General features: G+C 50.0%; 20 protein-coding genes and 1 other RNA gene. 10 read left to right on the plus strand and 11 right to left on the minus strand.

What is annotated here, in order from left to right; all coding sequences use genetic code 11:
* The first annotated feature begins 59 nt into the window (after positions 1 to 59).
* Complete coding sequence (locus GC101_RS18490; protein ID WP_052421788.1) at positions 60 to 530, plus strand: M67 family metallopeptidase; 471 nt, start codon at positions 60 to 62, stop codon at positions 528 to 530.
* Here GC101_RS18490 and GC101_RS18495 read toward each other — a convergent pair.
* From GC101_RS18495 to GC101_RS18505, 3 genes are read right to left on the minus strand one after another with little or no spacing between them, the layout of a single operon-like run.
* Positions 516 to 1265 (minus strand): exonuclease domain-containing protein, encoded by a 750-nt coding sequence (locus GC101_RS18495; protein WP_042135741.1) that lies wholly within the window; start codon positions 1263 to 1265, stop codon positions 516 to 518. The two genes, GC101_RS18490 and GC101_RS18495, sit on opposite strands and share 15 nt — an antisense overlap.
* Positions 1262 to 2335 carry a DUF294 nucleotidyltransferase-like domain-containing protein gene (locus tag GC101_RS18500; RefSeq protein WP_216626677.1) on the minus strand — a complete coding sequence of 358 codons (1074 nt, stop codon included), beginning with the start codon at positions 2333 to 2335 and terminating at the stop codon, positions 1262 to 1264. The genes GC101_RS18495 and GC101_RS18500 overlap by 4 nt, the downstream gene beginning before the upstream one ends.
* Positions 2336 to 2377: 42 nt before the next feature.
* Positions 2378 to 3766 (minus strand): ammonium transporter, encoded by a 1389-nt coding sequence (locus GC101_RS18505; protein ID WP_171718436.1) that lies wholly within the window; start codon positions 3764 to 3766, stop codon positions 2378 to 2380.
* A gap of 678 nt (positions 3767 to 4444) precedes the next feature.
* On the opposite strand from GC101_RS18505, the gene GC101_RS18510 reads away from it, so the two are divergent.
* Both GC101_RS18510 and GC101_RS18515 read left to right on the plus strand, forming a co-directional pair.
* On the plus strand, positions 4445 to 4876 hold the full coding sequence (locus GC101_RS18510; RefSeq protein ID WP_171718437.1) for a MerR family transcriptional regulator: 432 nt from the start codon (positions 4445 to 4447) through the stop codon (positions 4874 to 4876).
* A gap of 33 nt (positions 4877 to 4909) precedes the next feature.
* A complete protein-coding gene (locus tag GC101_RS18515; RefSeq protein WP_371916272.1) occupies positions 4910 to 5587 on the plus strand; it encodes a zinc metallopeptidase in 678 nt (225 codons plus the stop codon).
* A gap of 40 nt (positions 5588 to 5627) precedes the next feature.
* On the opposite strand, the gene gltC is transcribed toward GC101_RS18515, so the two are convergent.
* On the minus strand, positions 5628 to 6545 hold the full coding sequence (gene gltC, locus GC101_RS18520; RefSeq protein WP_039299738.1) for a glutamate biosynthesis transcriptional regulator GltC: 918 nt from the start codon (positions 6543 to 6545) through the stop codon (positions 5628 to 5630).
* A gap of 14 nt (positions 6546 to 6559) precedes the next feature.
* Complete coding sequence (locus GC101_RS18525) at positions 6560 to 7186, minus strand: rhomboid family intramembrane serine protease (RefSeq protein ID WP_171718438.1); 627 nt, start codon at positions 7184 to 7186, stop codon at positions 6560 to 6562.
* A 113-nt stretch (positions 7187 to 7299) separates the two neighbouring features.
* Between GC101_RS18525 and tpx the strand changes: the two genes are divergently transcribed.
* Entirely contained in the window at positions 7300 to 7818 is a 519-nt protein-coding gene (tpx, locus tag GC101_RS18530; RefSeq protein WP_171718439.1) for a thiol peroxidase, read from the plus strand.
* Between the two features lie 176 nt (positions 7819 to 7994).
* Here the strand turns inward: tpx and GC101_RS18535 are convergent, their stop codons facing one another.
* The 3 genes from GC101_RS18535 to GC101_RS18545 all read right to left on the minus strand — a co-directional run bounded on the left by GC101_RS18535 (position 7995) and on the right by GC101_RS18545 (position 9755).
* Positions 7995 to 8384: a DUF1499 domain-containing protein gene (locus GC101_RS18535; RefSeq protein WP_039299722.1), complete on the minus strand. Its 390-nt coding sequence runs from the start codon at positions 8382 to 8384 to the stop codon at positions 7995 to 7997.
* Between the two features lie 256 nt (positions 8385 to 8640).
* A non-coding RNA gene (gene ssrS, locus GC101_RS18540) (6S RNA) lies at positions 8641 to 8832 on the minus strand.
* Between the two features lie 104 nt (positions 8833 to 8936).
* On the minus strand, positions 8937 to 9755 hold the full coding sequence (locus tag GC101_RS18545) for a YesL family protein (protein ID WP_171718440.1): 819 nt from the start codon (positions 9753 to 9755) through the stop codon (positions 8937 to 8939).
* 177 nt (positions 9756 to 9932) lie between these two features.
* On the opposite strand from GC101_RS18545, the gene GC101_RS18550 reads away from it, so the two are divergent.
* Complete coding sequence (locus tag GC101_RS18550) at positions 9933 to 10028, plus strand: hypothetical protein (RefSeq protein WP_039299719.1); 96 nt, start codon at positions 9933 to 9935, stop codon at positions 10026 to 10028.
* Between the two features lie 116 nt (positions 10029 to 10144).
* Here the strand turns inward: GC101_RS18550 and cshA are convergent, their stop codons facing one another.
* Positions 10145 to 11803 (minus strand): degradosome RNA helicase CshA, encoded by a 1659-nt coding sequence (gene cshA / locus GC101_RS18555; protein ID WP_042135729.1) that lies wholly within the window; start codon positions 11801 to 11803, stop codon positions 10145 to 10147.
* Positions 11804 to 12121: 318 nt separating this feature from the next.
* Here cshA and GC101_RS18560 point away from each other — a divergent pair, with 318 nt between their 5' ends.
* The 4 genes from GC101_RS18560 (at position 12122) to GC101_RS18575 (ending at position 16284) form a co-directional block, all read left to right on the plus strand.
* Positions 12122 to 12946, plus strand: coding sequence for a YitT family protein (locus GC101_RS18560; protein WP_039299805.1), 825 nt, complete (start codon positions 12122 to 12124; stop codon positions 12944 to 12946).
* Between the two features lie 174 nt (positions 12947 to 13120).
* On the plus strand, positions 13121 to 13309 hold the full coding sequence (locus GC101_RS18565) for a hypothetical protein (protein WP_171718441.1): 189 nt from the start codon (positions 13121 to 13123) through the stop codon (positions 13307 to 13309).
* Between the two features lie 239 nt (positions 13310 to 13548).
* A complete protein-coding gene (locus tag GC101_RS18570) occupies positions 13549 to 14784 on the plus strand; it encodes a putative glycoside hydrolase (protein ID WP_171718442.1) in 1236 nt (411 codons plus the stop codon).
* Positions 14785 to 14928: 144 nt separating this feature from the next.
* Positions 14929 to 16284: an MATE family efflux transporter gene (locus tag GC101_RS18575; RefSeq protein ID WP_171718443.1), complete on the plus strand. Its 1356-nt coding sequence runs from the start codon at positions 14929 to 14931 to the stop codon at positions 16282 to 16284.
* Between the two features lie 505 nt (positions 16285 to 16789).
* Here GC101_RS18575 and pfkA read toward each other — a convergent pair.
* Together pfkA and GC101_RS18585 are read right to left on the minus strand one after the other, a co-directional pair.
* On the minus strand, positions 16790 to 17761 hold the full coding sequence (gene pfkA / locus GC101_RS18580; RefSeq protein WP_042212012.1) for a 6-phosphofructokinase: 972 nt from the start codon (positions 17759 to 17761) through the stop codon (positions 16790 to 16792).
* Between the two features lie 73 nt (positions 17762 to 17834).
* Positions 17835 to 18917 (minus strand): tetraprenyl-beta-curcumene synthase family protein, encoded by a 1083-nt coding sequence (locus GC101_RS18585; RefSeq protein ID WP_039299802.1) that lies wholly within the window; start codon positions 18915 to 18917, stop codon positions 17835 to 17837.
* 224 nt (positions 18918 to 19141) lie between these two features.
* Here GC101_RS18585 and GC101_RS18590 point away from each other — a divergent pair, with 224 nt between their 5' ends.
* Positions 19142 to 20386, plus strand: coding sequence for an MFS transporter (locus tag GC101_RS18590; RefSeq protein WP_171718444.1), 1245 nt, complete (start codon positions 19142 to 19144; stop codon positions 20384 to 20386).
* The last annotated feature ends 160 nt before the right edge of the window (positions 20387 to 20546 follow it).

Below are 20546 nucleotides of genomic sequence, written 5' to 3' on the forward strand. Positions count from 1 at the left end.
CAATAAAAAAAGAGGATTCCGTCAAAGACGAAATCCCATGAAGAGAGAGGGGTGAAGATATGACAGCGAGCCAGGGAATCCCCCAGTCCATCAGACTGAGCTCTTCCGTACAGCATATGCTGGGGAAGCATCTGCTGTCCTGTTATCCGCAGGAAGCCTGCGGAATCCTGCTGGGAGCTGCCGCAGCGGGCGGCATGTGTATCGACAACTATGTGCCGGTACGCAACGTAGCGCCTGACCCGCTGCATTCTTTCGTACCTGATCCCGGAGAATGGATCAGAGCCGTATACCGTGAACCCGCACCTGTCGGATTCTTCCACTCCCATCCGCATGCTGCGCCCTGGCCTTCTCTTGCCGATCTGAACGGCCTGTCTTCGCTGGGGCCTGAGTTCAAGGTATACCTGATCGGCTCTCCGGGAACCGGCCATACCGGTACTCCGCTGTTGAACGGCTTCCTAATACAGCGTACGGACAGCAATGGCTCTGCACAGACACCTGCCTTACAGCATGTGCCCTTAAGTCCTGCTTAGATAAGCGTACAGATCGCCCAGTGTCTCCACCTGGTTCTTCTGGGAAATCTGCCGGAGATAAGCTACCCATAATTTCGCCGTCATTTTGGCATCCTCCAGCGCATGATGACGGCCTTCAATCGGGATCTCGTGGATGGCCAGCAGCTCATCCAGCGTGTAATTACTGCGGTGCGGCTCCAGCCAGCGGGCCAGCATCATCGTATCCAGTACCCGGTGGGTCAGCTGGACCTTGGAGGTTTTCCATAAGGCGGCATTCAGAAAAGATTTATCATGTGCACTTCCATGCGCTACCAGTACTCTCTGGCCTACAAAGGACATGAAATTGTGCAGTCCATCCATCAAAGACGGGGCACTGGATGTCATTTCTTCTGAAATCCCGGTCAGCCTGGTAATATTATCAGGAATAGCCGTCCCGCAATTCACGAGCGTATAGAAACATTCGTCTTCCTTAATCTCTTCCCCTACCACACGGATCGCCCCGAAGGACATAATTTCATCCCCGCCCTGATGAGAGAAGCCGGTAGTCTCAAGATCAAATATAACGGTCTCCAGCTCAGAGAGCGGAGTATGCAGCACTTCCGGACGCCGTTTTTCGCGCATAAGAGAACGGATAAAAGCCATCTGCTGTGCGGTTTGCTGCGCCGATTCTCCGCCTCTCATGGAAGCGATGGCGGATGGCATTCCGCCTTGTCTCAGGTTGTTCCAGAACCCTCCGCCTTTGTTCGGCTCCTTCATGGCTGTCTCCTTTCCGCGGACCGGAGCTGACGCTGCAGGGCCTTGTGCAGGCGCCTGACCAGCAGCAGACTTTCCCGCAGCTCACTTCTGAGCTGCTTATTCTTCAGATCATTCTCGGCATAGTAATCACTGCTTGCAAGCAAGCCGTCCTCTACCGTATAAGGCGTATTCACACGCATCTTCAAGGCCGTCAGAAATGCCCGCCGGATCTCTTCAAGATGCTGGTATTTGTCCAGTTCAGCCAAATGCTCAAGCCTCTTCAGCGTCGAAGAATCCTCTATCCCGTGCAGCAGCGACAAATGCCTGACAATATTGACAAGCGGGATATAAAGCCCATATTTGACATCAAAACCGCCTGCATAATCGCCAAACCGCTCCGTGAGCACCTGTCCAAGCAGATTAAGCGTTGCTTTATGACGCACGGTATTGCGCAGCACAGCCATTGTCAGTTTGTGATTGTCTGCAAACCCGGCATGAAAGGCTTCCTTCCACTTCGCGGACAACTCTACGCTGCCGGCCACATGGCGCATATCAGAAGCTATGATCAGGTAACGGACAGGCTCCCATTCCAGCTGCTCCATCCATCCCGCCAGCTGATGCTCCCATTCAGGCAGTGTTTTACGCCACAAAGGCTCGGAGCACATCACCTTGCCGTCGCATTTCTCGTAACCTGTAGTTTCAAGCACATCGGACAACATGGCTCCAAAGGCTTCGAAATAGCTTTTCTTGAGCCCATCCAGCTCTCCTTCTACAATCAAACCATTATCCTGATCACTCCACAGCGTAGCTTCCTGTCTGCCTGCACTGCCGAATACAATAAAGGAATAGGCGCAGGGAGGCAGGCCATAGCCCGCCTCCTTCATCTGCGCCTCACATATGTGTACCGCTGTTCTTGCAATCTGATCATGCATTGCATTCACCCGGCACATCCATTCCTCAACCGGAATAACGTTTAATTGCTCCAGAAGTACTTTTTGACAAGCGGTACGCCTGGCCTTAAGCTCCTGCGGCGAACCGGCCGTTACGATGGACAAGTATCTTTCATCTTCGTTCCAGTCTGCTGTCTCCATCGAAGCCACTCGGTCCGCCTCCCTATTGAGTAGAAGATATAATTATTTCAAGGGTTTGGATTCCGATTCTGTAATCAGTTTCATTTGTTCAGGATAACCGTAAGTACCATGCTCACTGATATCCAGACCCATCAATTCTTCTTCTTCCGTTACACGAAGTCCGATAACCATCTTCATCACATAGAGGATAATGAAGGACATCACTGCCACGAAAGCAAAGGTTCCGATGACACCAAGCGCCTGTACTCCCAATTGGTGTAGCCCGCCGCCGTAGAACAGGCCGGCCTTACCAACACCAACAGTTTCAACAAGCTCAGGTGTTGCGAACAAGCCTGTAGAAATCGCTCCCCACATCCCTGCAATACCGTGAACAGAGAAGGCGTAGATTGGATCGTCAAGTCCTGCACGTTCCAGCCACTGTGAAGTCATGAATGTGAAGGCACCAGCTACAAAGCCGATAAGAATTGCCGCCCAAGGCTCTACAAATGCGCAGGCACCAGTGATCGCAACGAGTGCAGCCAGTACACCGTTCAGCATTGCCGGAATGTCCGACTTGCCGAAGTACAGCCAGGAAGCAATCAGTGCTGCCAGACCGCCTGCCGCTGCAGCCAGGTTCGTTGTCAGAGCCACGTGGCCGAAGAATCCGCCCATCGGGGACAATGCACTACCCGGATTGAAGCCAAACCAGCCGAACCAGAGAATGATAACACCGAGTACTGTGAATACCTGGTTGTGACCAGGTATGATAACCGGTTTGCCTTCTTTATTGAACTTGCCCAGACGGGGTTTAAGGAGGATTGTTGCCACAACAGCTGCAGTTGCACCTGTAAGATGGACAACCGTGGAACCTGCATAGTCCTGCATGCCCAGCTCAGCCAGCCAGCCGCCGCCCCATACCCAGTGAGCTACAACCGGATAGATCACTACTGAGAAAAGAATTCCGAAGATGATGTATACGCTCAGCTTCGCACGTTCCGCCATACCACCGGATACGATCGCCAGAGAAACCGCTGCGAAAGCCATTTGGAACAGGAATTTAACATTTAGAGTGACATCGGAGAATAACAGGGATTCGAACGAGGAAGCCGTTGTATCTCCACCGTAGAAGAATCCTGTAGTACCGAAGAAGCTATTGCCGTTACCGAAGCCAAGACCAAAGCCCAGAGCCCAGAAACACAAGCTTGCAATGGCCAGTGTCAATACCGTCTTACCGGCAACGTGGCCTGCATTCTTCATCCGGACCGAACCTGCTTCAAGCATTGCAAAACCAGCTTGCATAAAGAATACAAGGATAAATGCTAGGAACGTAAACGCAGTGTCAAGTCCGATTTGCAGATCCGGTGTTGCCGGACCCTCAGCTGCAAATGCGCTGACCGGATAGATCATCAGTGTAACCATGGCCAGGAACATCATCAACATCTTTTTTTTCATACTTTACCCCACTCCCCAATGTTATATTTTCTAACAAAGCGTGAAACTCTTAATGTCATTATAATCAGAAGTCAGGGAAATTGACAAGACTATTTTTTTGAATGTTTTAATTTATTATCGGAAGCTCACGATTTATTCACTGTATGACAATTCCCCCGCCAGATCGCAGATAATCCGCAGAAACCGCCAACTTCCATACCAGTCAAGGATGCAAGCGCATACACTTCGTGTAGGATTCAAGATCTTTCATTATGTATTTTTATTAATATCAGTTAGTAAACATACCTTTTCACGCCGGATTTTACCTGACATCACCCTTGTTTATCTTCAACATAAAATATGTTTAACCGCTTTTCTTAAGCGGCTGATTAGAATATCCAGGATATTTTGGATTCTTAAGTCCATACATCACATGTCGTGTTATATATAAACTTTACCTTCCCTGTCTGAATCCCCACCATTATAGAAATTTGTGCTCCCGCACTCCGCAAAGAAGGTATCCCTCATATAAATAAACAGCGAATCTTTCAGAAATTACAGCATATACTTTAAGTAAGTGTGACGTTTGACTGTATGGTTTGCGATTTGGTATCATTAATTATAAGAATAATAAATGAAGCAGGGCACATCGCTGTATTACAGCCTGCCGCTTCGAGCGAGGTGAGATGACTTGGAGATATGACCCTTTACCGTATTGGTGAGCTGGCCAAGGCGGCCGGCACGAGTGAGCGTACCATTGATTATTATACGAAGCTCGGACTTATTACACCCGAATCAAGAAGCATGAAGAACTACCGGCTGTACAGTCATGAAACCTTGATCAATTTACAACGTATTAATCAGCTAAAGCAGGAGAAATATACATTGGAAGAAATCAAATCCCTGATGGGCAAATGGAACGCAGCTACACCGGAAGCCGAGGTCTCAGGCAAGCTGGTCCAGCTTGAGCTTCAGATGCAGCAGCTTGAGCGTGAAGTCAAGGCTCTTGAACCGGTAATTAGCGGTTTGAAGCCCGGACAGGCCAGCCGGGCATTAGCAGCATTAATTCCCCAAGGCGTTGCCTGCATGGAAGCGATCCGGCTTCTGCTGACACAGGGGCCGCCAATGTAACAGCTTGTAACTTAAAGTGGAGGAATGAGACATATGATGCCCCTAATGTATCTATTATTAATTATCGCTTTTATCTTCTCCGTGTGGGCCCAGTTCAGGGTCAAGGGTAATTTCAAGAAATGGGCCAAGGTGCCCAACATGAATGGATTGACCGGATATGAAGCCGCCCGCCGCATGCTTGACGCCAACGGATTGTACGACGTGCCTATTGAACCGGTACGGGGTACCCTCTCCGACCACTACGACCCGATCAACCGTGTTGTCCGGCTGTCTGAGCCCGTATATTATGAAAGCTCCATCGCAGCGGTTTCCGTCGCCTGTCACGAGATTGGCCATGCGATTCAGCATAAGGAACATTATCCGATGCTGACACTCCGCCACCGGATGTTCCCGGTTGTTAACTTCGCATCAGGTGTTGCACCCTTTATGCTGCTAGCCGGTTTTATTTTCAGCTCATTGAATCTTATTGGTCTGGGGATCATTTTCTTCTCGGCTGCAGTAGCCTTCCAGCTTGTCACGCTGCCTGTTGAGTTCAATGCCAGCAGCCGGGCACGCCAGATCATGGTCCAGCAAGGCTTCATCCGCAATGAAGAGGAACGCGGGGTCGCCAAGGTCCTGAATGCCGCAGCACTCACGTACGTGGCAGCAGCATTAGTCTCGCTGCTCGAGCTTATCCGGCTGATCCTCATGTTCCTGGGGAACCGCGACTAAGAGCGGACCCTTAGATAATTACAAACAATACCCCGGTAGGCTATGAGCCGACCGGGGTATTGTTTTGCTGTCTGTCTTTGAAATATGTTAGCAGGAAGGTACGGAATGAACGGGCCACCAGCGGCAGCTTGCCGTCCGCCCTGTGAATCAGCCCCACCGTTCTTGTAACCGAGGGTTCAACGACCCGGACCTGCGCCGGCTGCATCGGATTGGTCTGGTAGAACGCCATCTCCGGCAGCAGACTCACTCCCATCCCGGCAGCTACCAGACCGCGGATCGTATCTGTCTCCCCGCCTTCAAAAGCGATCTGCGGCTTGAACCCCGCCTGCAGACAAGCCTGCCATACAATCGGCCGCAGTGAGTAGCCTTGGCTGAATAAGACGAATTTCTCTTCCCGCAGCTGTTCCAGCCGGATCACTTCCTCTCCGGCCAGCGGATGATTCTGCGGCAGAATGGCGAACAGCTCTTCAGTCATCACAATATCTCCGGCCACATGCCCGTCATTCTCCGGAAATGGAGAAATGAAGGCCAGATCCACCTCACCCGAAATCACATCCTTAATTAACGACGGATAGGCCCCCTGCTTAAAGCGGAATTTAACATGCGGATAATGACGGCGGAATTCCGCAACAATGGAAGGAATGAGATGGGTCCCGAGGCTATGCGGGAAGCCGATGCGGATCTCCCCGCGCTCCGGATCAAGGAATTCATGAACCTCCGCCACCGAACGGTCCAGTTCATTAAGGAGCGACTCTACTCTTTTGCAAAAGAGCTGTCCGACGGGAGTAAGCTGCAGGTTCCTCCCTTTCTGCATGAACAGATCTACACCGAGCTCCTGCTCAAGCTGATGAATCTGGCGGCTTACTGCAGATTGTGCGACATGCAGCTCCTCCGCCGCTCTGGTGACATGTTCCTTTTGGGCAACCTTTAGAAAATACTGCAGCTGTCTAAGCTCCACATCTACACCCTCTCTTATCGTCGGTTTCGTTTGAACACGCGGATCATTAGTCCGTAAATGAAGAATCCGGCTATCAGACCGCCGATATGGGCCATATAATCTACATGCGGTGTGGCAAACGACATAATAATCCCCATCACCAGGAGGCCGTACAGCGTCTTGCGCGAGCCCTCATCCATCATCGTTCTTTGCAGTAACGCAATGTAGAGGAATGCGCCATAAACGGCGTAGATGGCACCAGAGGCGCCTACAGAGACAATCCCGATCTCTACTACTCCGCGGCCGCTGACGGCAACCCCCAGAAGGTTCGCCAGGAACCCGCCGGCCAGATACAGCAGCGCATACCGCCACCAGCCCATCAGCCGCTCCAGGGGAGGCGCAAATACCAGCAGGGCGAAACTGTTAAAGAACAGATGGGCAAACCCGTTATGCAGGAACATGGCCGCAGCGTAGCGCCACAGCTCCTCTTTCTCCGGTCCGACATTTACCGTTGCCCCGAACTTCACGAGAGTCTGCAGATTCGTTGAGCCGCCATTCAGCGACAGTACAATGAACATCAGCACATTGGCCAGAATCAGCACACAGGTTACCGGATAATACCGGAGATAACTTTTCCACTTCTCGTATCGTATGAAAATCATAGCACCCATCCTTTTATGTATGTTTGTCCGGCTCGACATTCAGCTTCTAAAAAGATTATAATTTATTGTGGCAGTAACAATCCAATATTGCAATCCAAGGAGGAAACAAGGACATGACGCAAGAAAGAACAGGTGTAGCTACTTTTAAAGGCAATCCCATTACTCTCGTAGGACCTGAACTGAAGGCAGGAGATTCCGCACCGGCATTCGTGGTAAGCAAGAATCTGCTGGAAGATGCTTCACTCGGTGATTATGCCGGCAAAATAAAGCTGATCAGCGTTGTGCCTTCCCTCGACACCGGTGTGTGCGATGCACAGACCCGCCGCTTCAACAGCGAGGCTGCCGGTCTCGGCGATGACGTGGTTATCCTCACTATCAGCACAGACCTGCCTTTCGCTCAGGCACGCTGGTGCGGCGCTGCAGGCATTGACAGTGTAATTACACTCTCCGACCACAAGGAAACCTCCTTCGGACAAGCCTACGGCGTACTGATCAAGGAATTCCGTCTGGATATGCGTTCCATCTTCGTTGTGGACAAGAATGACAAGCTGGCTTATGTTGAATATCTTGGCGAAATGGCAGAGCATCCGGACTATGAAGCTGCCATCTCTGCTGTTCGGGCACTGCTGTAACCGCAAGCGCACCATACTTATACATTTCCAGTCTTACTTTTGTGAAAAAAAGCGGCAGAAGGTCATCCTTCTCCCGCTTTTTGCGTATGATGAGCCCTATTTATTAATGCCCGGCACGGCTTGTACCGCGCTTAGAAACCGCATACAATCTCTGGACAGAAAAGTGCAGCTTGCTCTTAGTCAGCCTTATATTTGCCCAGCTTCTTATCGAGTGACTGGTACAAACGCTGAATGACACGGTAATTGGCACCCAAATCGCCAAGCGATCCTCTGGATGCGGAATACATATCTACGGCACAGCGTACCGGAGAGGTACTCAGCACAGATACGGTGATATCCAATGTGCGGCCGAATGCCGTTCTCTTCTCCAGGGTGATCTCCCCTACAGACTGTACTTCGTGAAGCACTTTGAATCCAGGAATCTTCTTCAGCGTTGCGGATACTTCATCCCACGCCTTGTCTCTTGAAAGAGTGTAATAACGTGTTTTGAGTGTCGGATCTTTTGCACGGTCGCTTGTTCCGTCATGACTGCGAAATAAACCGACCAAGGTTCTTTTCAACGACAAAATTCTTCCCCCTCTTCAAATCCCAAGTTCATTACTCTAAGTGTAACACTCTTATCCCCGGAACAAAAGAGCATAGCGCACTTTGTCCGGGTAAATAGCCCAGCCAGGCAGGGCAGTCCTAACATCCCGCTTCCATTAGCTGGCGGGTACAGCAATGCACTTACAAGTACTGCTCACAAAAAAACCGGAACACACACCATAAAAGGCACCCTACTCCTGCAGTGAGCAGGTAACAGGGTGCCTTGTCAAAAACAGTAGAAAACCCGCCTATGCCGTCCGGCTGCAGTGTCTTCTGAACCTGCTATAGCAGGTGGGTGACCGCAGAAGTCGTTTTTGAATTCCCCAAGTCGTATAGACAGGGCTGTTCAGCCGCGCTTCATGTAGATCTCCCAAGACATTATCATTGGTTCAAAACAACGAGCAACCATAACGTACATCGCAGGATTTATTAATATTATATTGCGTTTTAACGAAAAAGTAAACCTGTGTGCGCTTTAATTAACACTGGAATAAATTTCCGTCAAAATTATTGATCTTTCGGTTACCGGAATGTTAACTCTTCTTGAGGTTAATGCCCTCTTCCGCTTCCTCTTCATCCTCGTCAGAAGGCATGCCTTCATTCTCGGCTGCTTCCAGCGCCGCCTGCTCTTCAGCCAGCTTCTTCTTCTCCACCTGCAGCTGCAGCTTGTTGTAGGTTGCATAGAAGTTAAAGAAAGCAAGCATAGCAATGAATGTAGGAATACAAAGAGCGTAGAGCACCGGATACCGCAGACCTATATAGAGAAGAACCGCTGAACCAATTAGTGTAGAGAATACACGGATCGGCCGGGCGATGGTCAACAGAATGGAGTTGGTCACCACTTCCTTGAAGGTCATCTGGTAATGAACCACGATCGAGAAGAAATTGAACATGGAAACGAACAAAATAATCATCAGCACGAGCATCAGGATACCGACGATTTTGAAATTGGCCATTTGTGTCATGTATACGGTAACATCAACGTACATAATCACGAACAGCAGGGTGTAGATAATACCTCCAAGCATGCTTTTGAAATAATTCTCTTTGTACCCCTGAAAAAAAGTGCGGAATGTGCTTACATCTGTGTTGCCCATCACCCATTTGCGCACCACTGTAAACAACGCCGCCGTAGCGGGAAATACAGTGAATGGCGCGAGTACGCCAAGTACCCAGTTGAGCGTGATCTGCTCATTCGGTCCGCCTGCTTCCGAACCCAGCATAATCATCTTCATAACTCCTGCGAACAGAAATGGAACCGAACACAGTGCCCACAAAATATTACTGAAGGCAATACGTGATATCCATTCTGTGATGCGGTATAAACCGCCCATTGCTCCCTTAAACTCCAATTCCCTTCCTCCTGTCTATCTAGCGCATACTGCGTATCTTAACTATACCCTATTTGACCCGGACTTTTCCAGCGCCCAAGTTTACAAGTTATAGGTAAGTGTCTAAGCAAGCTCTGTGATCCGTCCATATATTAGAATCGTAACCACAACAACCACTGTTTAAAGGAGGTTAACCCCATGTCCGCACCCGGTTGCTGCAATCCTTGGACTTCCACCGGCACCATTCTGGTCCTGTTCATTCTGCTCGTCATTATTACCCGCACTTTCATCTAAACGTGCATGATAAGGATAAGGTATTACTCGAAGCATATAATTTCCTAATCTCTGCAAAAAAAGAAGACGAGAACCGCTCGCGGTCGCTCGTCTTCTTCCTATATCAAACGCAATGTTTAAACGTCGTAATCCTGTTTAGCAGGACGGGTGCTTGTGCTGCTTGGGCGTGCCGAAGGTTTACGGTCTGCGCTGCGGCTTGCACCGCCATCGCGTCCTGCTCCCGCATCACGGTTGCCTTTGTAGCCGCCGCCGTAGCTGCTGCCGCTGTTGCTGCCATAGCCGCTGCTGTAGCCGCCACGTGTGCTTCCGCCGCTGCTGGCATTATCACGGTTACCGCGATAGCCGCCGCCACTGCTGCTGCCAGTTCCGGAGCCTGTACGGTTACCGCCATAGCCGCCGCCGTTAGGCTTGCGTCCGCTGCGGATATCGTTCTTGCCTCCGCGGCGTTTCGCGCGGATCGGATCTTCAGGAGTCAGCTCGATTTGCGCATCCTTGTTATCGCCGGTAAGAAGCTTCATAGCTGCGGATAGCAGCTGTACAGAATCATATTGTTCCAGCAATTGAATGGCAATACCTTTGTATTCGTTCAGTTCGCCGCCGTCCTCAACCATTGCCAGCAAACGTTCAGCTGTAATGCGCTGTTTGCCTTCAATAGCCTCAGCCATAGTAGGAAGCGGTTTACGGGTAATGCGGTGACGGGTAACACGTTCGATCAGGTGCAGGTGATCCATTTCGCGAGGAGTCACGAAGGACCATGCAGTTCCTTCTTTACCGGCACGGCCGGTACGGCCGATACGGTGTACATAGCTTTCCGGATCCTGCGGAAGGTCAAAGTTGATTACATGAGTTACACCGGAAACGTCCAGACCGCGGGCTGCAACGTCTGTAGCAACCAGTACATCAATACTGCCGTCGCGGAATTTGCGCATTACAGCATCGCGCTGGTTCTGCGACAAGTCACCATGCAGGCCATCAGCGGAATATCCGCGTTTTTGCAATCCTTCAGCAAGCTCGTCTACCCGGCGTTTGGTACGGCCGAAGACGATAGCCAGATCAGGGGACTCCATATCAATCAAACGGCTGAGCGCTTCGAACTTCTGGCGTTCAGGAACTTCAATATAAGCCTGATCGATTAGCGGTGCGCTGATTTGCTTAGGAATTACGGATACATGCTGTGGATTCTTCAGGAACTGCTGGGCAAGACGTTGAATGTTAGGAGGCATAGTAGCCGAGAAGAGCATCGTCTGGCGTTCTTCCGGAACGAGCTTGAGGATCGTCTGGATATCCTCCATGAATCCCATATCCAGCATTTCATCAGCTTCATCAAGTACAATGGTCTGTACATCATCAAGACGGATGGTTTTGCGGTTGATATGATCCAGGAGACGTCCAGGAGTACCAATAATGATCTGTGGTTTCTTCTTAAGTCCGCGGATTTGACGGCCGATATCCTGCCCGCCGTAGATAGCCAGTGAACGAAGTCCCTTGAAGCGGGTCAATTTGCCGATTTCTTCTGCTACTTGGATAGCAAGCTCGCGTGTAGGCGTCATAATCAATGCAACAATTTTCTCTTCTTCCCGGGCGATCTTGGAAATGAGGGGAATCCCGAAAGCAGCGGTCTTACCTGTACCCGTCTGTGCCTGGCCGATCAGATCCGATCCGGCCATTGCAAGCGGGATAGCTTGCTCCTGAATGGGTGTTGCTTCCTCAAATCCTAGTTCAGTGATTGCCTGTAGCACTTTTGGCTCCAAGCCGAATTCTGCGAATGTTTTCAAATTATTCATGCTCCTTCTATACAGTGGACATTCCACATGCTTGTCTGTATTCTTAAGTAGCGGTAAACACATTTATAGGCTGTCCAATCATGCCGTATTTCCTGCATGGTTTAGCGCGTATTGGGACAAAAAAATGTCCTATGATCAGGCCACTACATATACCTGACAACTGTAACTTCGCATTCTAAGCAATGCAAAAATACCATTGTAACGTCCTACTCAAGAATATCCTATACATTATATCACAAACCCGATCAGGAATACCAGTACATTCCTTTCTTTCATTACTTACATTAAACATAGAGGTGAATTTGTTTGTTGAAACTCAGACTATTCGGGAGTTATCTGGCCGTAATCTTCGGTTCTGCGATGATTGCCTGCGGCTTCAATCTGTTCCTGATCCCGCACAGACTGCTCAGTGGAGGAGTATCGGGCCTTGCCATGCTGGTCGGTTACTTCACTCCATTTAATATCAGCCTGCTGTATTTACTATTCAATGTGCCGCTGCTTGCCGCCGGCTGGTTCCAGCTCGGACGGAGGTTCATCATCCTCAGTATCCTCTCTGTCGGAGCCACAACCTGGCTGATGACCCTGGTACCGGTGCACCAAGTATCCTCGGATATGCTGCTGGCTTCTGTCTTCGGAGGGGTGCTTGTTGGTGTCGGGGCCGGAGTATCCTTCCGTGTGGGCGGCTCGTCCGGCGGTTTCGATATTCTGGGCTCGATTATTACACGTTACCGCGATTTCCCGATTGGCAATGTCCTGGTCGGCCTTAACGGGCTCGTTATTCTGGCCGCAGCTTATTTCGATAACAACTGGAACCTGGCACTTGCTTCCATGGTCTCCATTTATGTAAGCGGCAAGGTCGTCGATCTGATTCATGTCAGCCACATCAAAGTCACCGTCTATATAGTAACAACCCGGACGGATGAGCTTCTGCAGCAATTGCTGGGGCTTCAGCGCGGTGTCACAAAGATTAAGACGGAAGGTGCTTATTCTCATGTGGAACGGGACATGCTAATGACAGTGACCACACGGTACGAACTCGCAGAGCTCAAACGGATCATCAAAACAAGCGACCCGCAGGCTTTTGTGAACATCGTTGAAACAGTCGGGGTTATGGGGTCTTTCCGCAAAAGATAGGCTCCGAAAAAAATGCGCATATTTTAAAATTGTGATATATTAGTACCACGCAGGACCCTAATTTCATGAAGATTGTGATTTACCCCTCTTTTTTCCAGGCACTTCGTTTTTCCGGGTGGACCCTGAATTCTAATTCAGTTCGATTCGAAAAAGGAAAGGGTGATTTTTGTGGAAATGGAAACGGTAAAACTGTCAGCAATCGTCATGAGGTGGTATCCCGATATGATACCGTTTCTGAAGCAGGACGAACTCAATTCTGTAATCGTTCTGCGTGACGGTCTGAGTATTCTGGAACCGGCAGATGCCATGGATATCATCCATTACAGCATTTGCGAGCATCAGAATTCTGCGTATCTTCACTGAGCAAGCTGCCCTAAGAGCAAGTTTTTATAGTTGCCGCTTCGGATTTGGCCTTCGTGCCGGATCCGAGCGGCATTTACTTTTTAATTCAGCGGTTCAAAATCCGTACATCCCGTTTATAAACAACAAGAGCGGTTTTTTATGACACCAAAAATTACGGGGATTGTTACAAGTCTGTTCTTTTTGAGTGCATCCGTTACTTTATACTTTAAGGGAATGTACATAAAGGGAGCGAATAACGAATGAACATCACCTGGGCATTACTGATGATGGCCCTGGGAGGCGTTGGTGTGCCGAATAACGGCCACGACGCTGATGTGGCAGCAGCACTGCAGAGCGCCATGAATCCCCCCATCGTCGCAGAACACACTACGAATCCAGAATCAACAGCGATTACACCGGGTGGAGCTGGCAGCACGGCAGCGCCGGAACCTTCACCAAGCGCAACACCAGACGCAGCACTTCATACCGATCCGCAGCCGGATGCACCTAAGGTTAAGGGGATTTATGTAACAGCCTACAGCGCCGGGGGCGAACGCATGGAAACCCTGCTCGCTCTGCTCGACAAGACGGAACTGAATTCCATGGTCATCGATATCAAGGATGACGCCGGTTACATCACATACAAAACGGATAACACAGAGCTCCAGCAAATGGGACACCCCCAGCCGTTCATTGGAGATATCAACAAGCTGATGACTCGTCTGAAGGAGCATGACGTATATCCGATTGCCCGGATTGTTGTTTTCAAGGACTCTGTATTGGCTAAGAAGAACAAGGAATTATCCTTTGTAAATACCGACGGCTCAGTCTGGGCTAACAAGGGCGGAGACAGCTTCGTGAATCCTTATAATGAAGCGGTGTGGAAATACAATGTGGATATTGCCAAAGAAGCCGCGAAGCTCGGATTCAAGGAAATTCAATTTGACTATGTACGCTTCCCTGAAGGCTTCGAGAAACGTGCAGATACACTGAAATACACCAAGAGTGACAGACCGCGTGTAGAAATCATTGCCGACTTTGTCAAATATGCCAAAGCAGAGCTCGCGCCGCTGGGCGTACGTGTATCTGTTGATATCTTCGGCTATGCAGCGTCAGTTCCTGCAGCAGAGGGCATTGGCCAGGATTTCGTCAAAATATCGAAGAATGTGGATGTCATCAGCCCGATGATCTATCCAAGCCATTACTCTACCGGCTGGTTTGACGTCAAAGATCCGGATAAGGACCCTTATGCTACAATCAAAGGCTCAATGGTCGATACGCACAAGAAGCTTGATCCGCTCGGCAGCTACAAGCCTGTAATTCGTCCATGGATTCAGGATTTCACCGCCAGCTGGCTCGGCAGTGGCCATTATGTCAAATACGGCAAGAAGCAGGTTGAAGACCAGATCCGCGCCTTGAAGGACGAGAACGTGGATGAATTCCTGCTCTGGAACGCCAATAACCGTTATACCTCGGAAGTGGATTACGAACAATAAGCTTACAGCAATTATCTGATGTATCCAATCACCATAAGACATCACCATAAGACGATCCGGAACCCGGCAGCTGCCGGGTTTTTTACTGAGAATTAAGCATGTACATCCTACAACTACTATTAAGATAACGGGGCACCCACTATTATGAAACAGACATCCTCCATTAAACAAAAAGCCGGACAGTTTCTGCATATCCTGCTTCCGATCCTTATTACACAGATCGCCTTGTCAGCCATTACTTTCTTCGATACGAACATGTCCGGTAAATTCGGCACGAACGATCTCGCCGGTGTTGCTATCGGCACAAGCTTGTGGATTCCGATTCAGACCGGACTCAGCGGGATTCTAATGGGAATCACCCCGATTGTCTCCCATCTGATCGGCAGCCGCCGCAATAAAGATGTTGCCCATCAGGTCATGCAAGGCATGTGGCTCTCCTTGCTCGTATCGGTGCTGGTGCTCATTCTGGGCGGATTGGCCCTATCGCCGGTACTCAATTTCATGAATCTGGAGCCAGAGGTACGGGATATCGCCTTCCGGTTCCTGCGGGCGATTTCTTTTGGCATCATTCCGTTGTTCGGCTATACCGTAGTCCGCAGCTGCATTGACGCACTGGGTCAGACCCGTGTCTCGATGTTCATCACACTGATCGCTCTTCCGGTTAACGTGGGACTGAATTACCTGCTGATCTTCGGTAACTTCGGCTTCCCCCGCCTTGGCGGAGCAGGCGCCGGTGTAGCCTCAGCCATTACATACTGGGTAATCTTCCTGATTGCCCTGGTCTTTATCTATCGAGCCGAGCCTTTCAGGGGTCTGCAGCTCTTCCGCAAATTTCATGCCATGTCGCTGAGCAGCTTTAAGGAACTGCTGAAGATCGGTGTACCTATCGGCTTCTCAATTTTTTTTGAAACTGCGGTTTTCTCAGCCGTAACGCTGCTTATGAGCCGCTTTGATACGGTTACTATTGCAGCCCACCAGGCAGCGATCAATTTCGCGTCCACCCTGTATATGATTCCGCTGAGCATCTGTATGAGTCTGACGATACTTGTCGGCTTCGAGAGCGGCTCCGGCCGGCTTAAGGATGCCCGCCAGTACGGGATCATGGGCATTGGAACGGCAGCGGTCCTCTCCCTGCTTACCGCGCTGGTGCTGCTGTTTGCCGGCAGCCATGTCGCCGGGCTGTATTCGGATGAACCTGAAGTGATATCGCTAATTCAGCATTTCCTGATCTATGCAATCTTTTTCCAAATCTCCGATGCCATCGCAACTCCTATTCAAGGTGTACTGCGGGGGTATAAGGATGTCAACCCTGCCTTCATCATTTGTTTCATTGCTTACTGGGTGATTGGTCTTCCAGTCGGATACCTGATTGCAACTTATACTGATCTGGGCGCTTACGGCTACTGGATTGGGCTGATTACGGGTCTGGCTATCGGAGCTATTCTGCTGCTGTCGCGGCTGGTGAGAGTGCAACGAAGATTCGCGCTTGAGAAGGCTTGAACTTTATAAAGGCATTTGGCAGGAATAGTTCACAGAAACAGTTCACAGAATTGTGGCAAGTAAGTATAGTGCAAGTGATTAGTTAGATCCGATTAGTTAGCTCAGACGAAGAACATCCCTTGCTGCCAAGTTGGCGGAGGGATGTTCTTTTTTTAGCCCAGAAGTCCGGGCGTTGGATCCTTAGAACTCCGCGCAGCAGCAAAGTGAGTTTCTTAAGCCCATTCAGAATAGTTGAAATGTTGCAGTTTTTACAACTTGGGTCCATACATTTCTGGAATTTAGGAAGGATTGTTGTATGAAATACAAGAATTGTTTCGATAATCTGCTTGGAGGAGGGGAAATGCTGCATTTCATACAACAATTCATTAATATAGTCGATTTACTGCGGGGATTGTTGTATTTAGTGCAGGAATTCAGAAATGGTGAAGGTCTTGGGTCCCTAAGATGCAACAAACCCGCCTGTCTCCAGGCGGGTTTAAACATATTAAATAATAGTTCGCTGTTTCTATTGGGACAACCGGGAAGCCAATTCATACAGATCCGTGTCGAAGTCTTTCTTCGTGTTAACTACGGTATCGATATCAGTAAGAGTCAGTTCACCCTTGATAATTCCGCATGCTTTGTCCGATTCGCCTTCAATCAGCTTGCGGACTGCGAAGTCACCCAGACGGCTGGCCAGGTTGCGGTCACCAGGAGTAGGTGTACCTCCGCGCTGGATATGTCCAAGAACCGTTACGCGGGCATCCAGAGAAGCATGGCGGTCCTTGAGCGCCTGTGCCACATCTTCGCCTTTGCCTACGCCTTCAGCAACAATTACAATACTGTGGCGTTTGCCGCGGGCAAAATTGTCCTTCATCCGGTCCGCTACTTCATTCAGGTCATACGGCATTTCAGGTACAAGAATCGTTTCTGCACCGGAGGCAAGACCTGCATGCAGCGCGATGTCTCCGCAATGGCGGCCCATAACTTCCACGATCGAAGAACGCTCATGGGAAGACATGGTGTCACGCAGCTTATTAATCGCATCCACTACAACGCCAACGGCTGTATCGAAGCCAATCGTGTAATCAGTGAAGGAAATATCATTATCGATGGTACCCGGCAGAGCCATGGTGTTAATACCCAGCTTGCTGAGCTTGTTGGCTCCTTTGTAAGAACCGTCACCGCCAATGACTACTAGGCCGTCAATGCCCATTTCATTAAGAATGTCAGCACCTCTCTGCTGGCCTTCAGGCTTCAGGAACTCCAGACAGCGTGCAGATTGCAGAATGGTACCTCCGCGCTGGATAATGTCACCCACACTGCGCAGATCCATCGGGAAAATATCACGGTTGAGCAGACCCTGATATCCGCGCTGAATGCCGAACACTTCAATTCCGAAGTAGATCGCACTGCGGACAACCGCACGTACAGCGGCGTTCATGCCCTGTGAATCTCCTCCACTGGTTAGTACTGCGATTTTTTTTACGTTTGCCATTCTGTTTGTTCCTCCTTAAATTTGCGCCGGATGTCCTCCGTGTCGGAAAGAGCCCCGGCAGCATCTAGTGCGACTAATACATGTGTTTGCGTATCCAGCGGCTGTTAACGAAGAAGAATAGCCGGGTCAGCGGGCTTTTTCTCATCAGCCGTTTGGATACAGAGCGAACCTCCCGCTGTTCGCTGACTTTCGGATCGGATAAATAAAGTGCCAAGAGCCCCTCGATGACCATACGATGCATTGAGGTCTCGGGAAGAGTCCGGACATCCTTGCGGGCCCACTCCACGATGGAAGCGATCCGATTCAGCATAGTATCAGTGTCATCATAATAATTGCAGAAATTGAGGTCTCCGCCTGCCCGGTCTTCGTCCTGGTCAATCAGATAATCCAGCATAATGTGCAGTCCGCACACATGCGGAAAATAAGCAGCACGAATCGAAGCCGATGCGTTCAGGCTCAGCTTGGGATCACATGAGGCCAAAAAAAGCATAAAGACGCCAAGGGTTGAACCGGTTGCGGCTGCAAACTCATTCCACCCGAGATGAGGTGCACGATGGCCCTCTCTCTCCCACCATTCCTTCAGGGCAGCTTCCCTGAGCTCTGGACGAATGTGCTTGTAGACCTGAAGATCGGTGTACAATACGGCCAGATCATGAATCTCAGCAGCGGCGGCTGCGTATCCGGGAAGCTGAGAGGTCATCTCCTGGCATTTGCGGACCAGCCTGTACAAATATCCGCCGTCATTCTGTTCATTGCGCAGCGCGTAGTAATTCACCGGCTCCGCCTCAGGGTTAATAGCATCAAGCATGGATTGATGCAGCAGCCGGAAATCGGCAGGGTCAAGCGAAGTACTGCGATCACATAGGTTGTCCAAATAATCACTGATCGTCTGATAAGCAACAATTAGCGGAATCAGTATATGTCTCATCGACAAATTGCCGGCGGCATAAATACCGCCGCCTTCGCAATGAAACTGCTTCGTTTCAATGCTGGCAAGCGCTTGCTTGCGGAGCTCGGGATCGGGAATCCCTTCTGCATCCTGGCGCCAGAAATCGAGGCATGCCCGCACTTCCGGCAGCACGTACTTGTAGACCCTGTTCATCAGTCCAATGGGACCGCGCGGACTAAGGTAACGGCCTTGCTCAAATTCATTCAATGACAGTGCCTCCACATTGTTGTCTCCTTATCCAAATCATCATTATTATAATATGCAGAGCGTATTTGTACAAACAACAAAATCACTTTCGCAAAACCTTGAAAGATTCAGAAAAACGTTTTTCCACGTAACCCCTGCCTCACCAGCTTTATGCTATACTATTACCCGTTCGACATTAAATGTATGAGATTAGGCTTATTTCATATCCGGAGGAGTGCAGGTTCATGTATGCAGGACGGAGCGGCGGCCAATATAGCGATCAAAACTGGCTGCGATCCTTTATGTTCACCCTATACGGCACCAGTGTGCTGGTTGTATCCTATTTCCCTTTATTCTATTCACATCTGGGCTTCAGCAGCCCGCAGATGGGTCTGCTCTACTCTGTCGGCCCGCTGATCTCCATTCTCTCCAATCTGTTCTGGAGCATGATGAGTGACCGTCTGGGCACTGTCCGGAAGATCATGGCTCTCCTGCTCGGAGGCCAGCTGGTAACCGCTATCATTCTCGCCAGAGCCGCAGATTTCTCGAGTGTTATGCTTATTTTGTCCGTTTTCTATTTCTTCTATTACCCTGTATTTCCGCTTGCGGACACCATGGCTATCAAAATTGCCCAGCGTCACGGCCGGAACTTCATTGCAATCCGTGTATTCGGCTCGCTCGGGTATTCGTTCTTCGCCCTAACGATCGGTTATGTGCTGAGAGCACTTGGTCCTGAATATAGTGTAGGCATTTGCATCGTGATTGTCGTGACCGCACTGCTTATTACCTTCGGACTGAAGGATGTGAAACGCAGCGAGCCAGCTCCCGCACCCGTAAGCGGGGACGCTTCCGGCAAACCCCTTAAAGGCGGCGGACTTAAAGAAATTCTTTTTCAAAAAGAAGTGCTGTGGTTCTTCAGCTGTGTCTTCCTGCTCGCTATCGGTTACCGCATGAATGAAGCCTTTCTGACCATCAGCCTCAAGGGAATGAATGCCGGGGATGAGATTATCGGCTGGGCATTGCTGGCTTCTGCTCTTAGTGAGATCCCGATCTTCTTCCTGCTGAGCAAATACGGTGACAAGTTCAAGGAACTGCCGCTGCTTGCTTTCGCAAGCCTGATGTTTGCCTTGCGGTTCCTGTTCATGTCACTGGCTCAGGAGCCGGGAGCTGTAGTTGCCATTCAGGCTATGCACAGCGTCTCCTTCGGCATCTATTATGTAACCGCCGTCCGTTATATCACGCGGATTATCCCGGATCATCTCCGGGCAACGGGAATGGCACTGTTCACGGTTGTATGGTCCAGCGGTGCCGGTCTGCTTAGCGGTACCTTCGGCGGCCTGATCTATCAGGATGCCGGACGGATTGTATTCTATATGGTGGCTACCGGATTCTCGATTCTTGCTTTTATCGGCTTCCTGTCCAAGCATCTGATGGATGTGGGGGGAGGCCCCGACCGGCCGTTCCGGAGAAAAGCCAGGACTCCGCTCTGAGTATTGTATTGTGACAGGCTATGATGATAATCCGCTTCCGTATACCTGCAATTATAAAATCAGCCATGCTATCCCTTCCCGGGAACAGCATGGCTTTCTTAATTCTATAGAAGAAATAAAAAAACACAGTTCCCGGGAGAACTGTGTGCTGCTTAAGTTG

The sequence above is a fragment of the Paenibacillus phytohabitans genome, assembly GCF_013141775.1.
GTDB lineage: Bacteria > Bacillota > Bacilli > Paenibacillales > Paenibacillaceae > Paenibacillus_AQ > Paenibacillus_AQ phytohabitans.

Coding starts and splice junctions, on each gene's coding strand:
- GC101_RS18490 (WP_052421788.1), top strand. CDS start 60: ATGACAGCGAGCCAGGGAATCCCCCAGTCCATCAGACTGAGCTCTTCC.
- GC101_RS18495 (WP_042135741.1), bottom strand. CDS start 1,265: ATGAAGGAGCCGAACAAAGGCGGAGGGTTCTGGAACAACCTGAGACAA.
- GC101_RS18500 (WP_216626677.1), bottom strand. CDS start 2,335: ATGGAGACAGCAGACTGGAACGAAGATGAAAGATACTTGTCCATCGTA.
- GC101_RS18505 (WP_171718436.1), bottom strand. CDS start 3,766: ATGAAAAAAAAGATGTTGATGATGTTCCTGGCCATGGTTACACTGATG.
- GC101_RS18510 (WP_171718437.1), top strand. CDS start 4,445: ATGACCCTTTACCGTATTGGTGAGCTGGCCAAGGCGGCCGGCACGAGT.
- GC101_RS18515 (WP_371916272.1), top strand. CDS start 4,910: ATGATGCCCCTAATGTATCTATTATTAATTATCGCTTTTATCTTCTCC.
- GC101_RS18525 (WP_171718438.1), bottom strand. CDS start 7,186: ATGATTTTCATACGATACGAGAAGTGGAAAAGTTATCTCCGGTATTAT.
- tpx (WP_171718439.1), top strand. CDS start 7,300: ATGACGCAAGAAAGAACAGGTGTAGCTACTTTTAAAGGCAATCCCATT.
- GC101_RS18550 (WP_039299719.1), top strand. CDS start 9,933: ATGTCCGCACCCGGTTGCTGCAATCCTTGGACTTCCACCGGCACCATT.
- GC101_RS18565 (WP_171718441.1), top strand. CDS start 13,121: ATGGAAACGGTAAAACTGTCAGCAATCGTCATGAGGTGGTATCCCGAT.
- GC101_RS18570 (WP_171718442.1), top strand. CDS start 13,549: ATGAACATCACCTGGGCATTACTGATGATGGCCCTGGGAGGCGTTGGT.
- GC101_RS18575 (WP_171718443.1), top strand. CDS start 14,929: ATGAAACAGACATCCTCCATTAAACAAAAAGCCGGACAGTTTCTGCAT.
- pfkA (WP_042212012.1), bottom strand. CDS start 17,761: ATGGCAAACGTAAAAAAAATCGCAGTACTAACCAGTGGAGGAGATTCA.
- GC101_RS18590 (WP_171718444.1), top strand. CDS start 19,142: ATGTATGCAGGACGGAGCGGCGGCCAATATAGCGATCAAAACTGGCTG.